The following is a 2970-nucleotide window of genomic DNA, read 5'->3' on the forward strand; positions in this document are numbered from 1 at the left end:
TTATATTATAATATGAAACATTGTATAAAAAAGTTTTTTAATGTAGGTGGTTATGAATATAAAAAATAATAGAGTAACTATAATATGTGGGCACTATGGATCGGGGAAAACAACATTCTCTATCAATTATGCCATCTATTTAAGAAACAAAACGGACAAACAAATATATATAGCAGACTTGGATGTTGTTAATCCTTATTTTCGTTCAAGAGAACATGCTCAAACTCTAAAAGATAAAGATATAAAAGTAATAGGTACATACCTTCCTCAATCTGGTTCAGATTTACCAGCTGTGTCTGCTGAAGTTTATTCTATATTCAATAATAAGGATATTGTAGGAATAATAGATATGGGCGGAAACTCTGTTGGAAGTTTGTCTTTTGCAACTTTTAGAGATAATGTTCAAAAAGATGAAACCGATGTATTTTTTGTTTTGAATGCAAACAGAAAAGAAAACTCTACATTTGAACTTGCTTTAGGTCATCTTATATCAATAGAGTCTACACTTGCATTAAATGTTACTGGAATAGTAAATAATACTCATCTTATGAATGATACTACTTTGGAAGATATTATAAGAGGCGAAGAGATAGCAGAACAAATCTCTAAAGAAAAAAATATAGAGGTTGTATGCAGTTGTGTTAATAATAACTTAATTAAACAAAACATAAAAACAAAATATGAATTATTTAATATAGAATATGATATAAAAAATATAGGAAATGTTATATAAGTTAGTATATGGAATGTTGTTATAGTAATAAAAAATTATATGAGCTTGCACCTTTGCTTTCTCCTAGTATATACGAAACTATATTTTATAATCAATACGAAATAAGAGCTGATAAAAATGCTATTATATTAGATGATAAAGTTTTTGATGATGTTTATATAGATGAGAAAATATATAGAAACTTTATTTTATCAAACTCAAATAGGCTTGGAAAATCTTTAAACTATTTGGGGCTTAATCAGATGCATGGAGGCATTATTAAGAATATAGAAATAGATGATAATAATAAACTTACATTAACTCTTCTTGATACAGGAGTAGATAAATTAGCCAAAACTTTAATAGAAACCAAAGCCATTAATTTGGATATAAAACCATTTATAGTGAAAATAATATTTGAAGAGGCTTGTTATTATTCTAATCATAATATAGATAAAGAAGAGTTTATTATAAAAAATAATGACAATATAATAGAAAAAACATATATACAAGATCAAATTACTTTAATAAATGATAATGAGATAGAGATTGTTATATCTGTTCAAGATAAAGAAGAGAAATTGAGTTATTATATAATAAAATGCAAAAACACTTCTATTATAGATGAAGCGAGGGATACTTGGCTTAACACTTTTTATGGAAATGATTTTGCTATGCTTTATGATTATTTTATTAATACTAGAAAAACTAATAAACTTGTTATGAATAGAAATGTATGTATTAGCATTATAGCTAAATATGAAGAGTTTATTTCGCAGCTGGATATATCTTAATGAAAGAAATGAAGAACTTATTAATACATGCTCCAAATTGGCTTGGTGATATAGTGATGTCTTTGCCTGCCATACATTTAATAAAAGAAGAATATAAAGACATAAAAATAACTGTATTAGCAAAGAAATCTATGTTTGGCATACTTACTGTAAGTGGATTGGTTGATGATGTAATAGAATTAAAAACATTTCCTGCTTTGAGAAAATATCATTTTGATGCTGCTTTGCTTTTTCCTAATTCTTTTGAAAGTGCTTTTAGAATATTTGGTCATGGTATAAAAAGACGTATAGGATATATGGCAGATTATAGAAGTTTTATGCTTACTGAGAAGATTGAGAGAGAAAGTGTGAGGTGGTGTCATACTGCTGATTATTATGTTAATTTGCTTAAGGCTATCAATATAAACAAACCTCGTCCTATTATAAAGCTTCATATAAAAGAAGATATTTTAAACAATGCTAAAGAATATATTAAAACTATAAACCCAGAAAACAAAAAAATATTTGCATATGGCATAGGGGCTACTAATAGTTTCGGTAAAATCTGGAAAGAAGAATATTTTGCAGAAGTTATAAATTATTTATCAAATAAGCATAATGCCATAGCTTTATTTATAACAACTCCAAATGAAAAAGAAATATCTGATAAAATATCTTCTATGTTAAATGAAAAACCAATTATACCATATACTTCACTAGACAATATAGCAGCTATTTTAAGTTTATGCGATGGTTTTATAGGCAATGATTCTGGAGCTATGCATGTTGCTTCAATAGTGGGTATACCTACTTTGGCTTTATATTTTGCCACACCCGCCGGTATAAATCTCCCAATAGGTGTTAACAGCCATATAATAGAAAAAAAACCAGATAATAAAGCCTGCATCTGCGGCGGCAGAAAATGCTCTCTTAACACTTTTGAATGCAGAGAAGTGATAAAACCTAATGAGGTAATAGAAAAATTTGAAAGCATAATATATTGATAAAAAATATTATTATGCTATATTATTAATTAATTAAATATAAACGGAGATATTATGATTACTTTTAAAACAATAGATGATAATGAAATGAAATATATTATAGAAAATAAAGAAGTAAGTAGCAATGTTAAAAATGTTTCAGAAAATGTGCTTGCTGTATTTACACAAGATTGGTGCGGAGATTGGAGAGGATTAAAAAGAGAATTAAATGCTAATGAGCAAAATAGTGATGTAGACTTAACTGTATTTATATGTATATATAATGAAAGCGACCTTTATGAAGAGTTTATGAGCTTCAAAGAAAAAGAATGGAAAAATGATCTTATTCCTTATTTGAGATATTATAAAAACGGCAATTTTATTAAAGATACTAATCATTTGCCATTTCAAAGAATTATGAATGTGTTTCAGCAATAATGATTTTGAAATAAAAAAAGCTCAATTAGAAGATTTAGAAGAAATAAGCAATCTAGCTAAAAAA

General features: G+C 26.7%; 4 protein-coding genes. All 4 read left to right on the top strand.

The annotated features are described in order from the left end of the window. The first annotated feature begins 52 nt into the window (after positions 1-52). The 4 genes from E6A48_RS09105 to E6A48_RS09120 are packed head-to-tail and all read left to right on the top strand — an operon-like array spanning position 53 to position 2906. Positions 53-733: an ATP/GTP-binding protein gene (locus tag E6A48_RS09105; RefSeq protein ID WP_219709911.1), complete on the top strand. Its 681-nt coding sequence runs from the start codon at positions 53-55 to the stop codon at positions 731-733. 8 nt (positions 734-741) lie between these two features. Further along, positions 742-1506 carry a hypothetical protein gene (locus E6A48_RS09110; RefSeq protein ID WP_219709912.1) on the top strand — a complete coding sequence of 255 codons (765 nt, stop codon included), beginning with the start codon at positions 742-744 and terminating at the stop codon, positions 1504-1506. Further along, a complete protein-coding gene (locus E6A48_RS09115) occupies positions 1506-2489 on the top strand; it encodes a glycosyltransferase family 9 protein (protein WP_219709913.1) in 984 nt (327 codons plus the stop codon). Before E6A48_RS09110 ends, E6A48_RS09115 begins: the two co-directional genes overlap by 1 nt. A gap of 54 nt (positions 2490-2543) precedes the next feature. Continuing rightward, positions 2544-2906 (top strand): hypothetical protein, encoded by a 363-nt coding sequence (locus tag E6A48_RS09120; RefSeq protein WP_013243620.1) that lies wholly within the window; start codon positions 2544-2546, stop codon positions 2904-2906. The last annotated feature ends 64 nt before the right edge of the window (positions 2907-2970 follow it).

The organism is Brachyspira pilosicoli (assembly GCF_019402445.1).
Classification (GTDB): domain Bacteria; phylum Spirochaetota; class Brachyspiria; order Brachyspirales; family Brachyspiraceae; genus Brachyspira; species Brachyspira pilosicoli_B.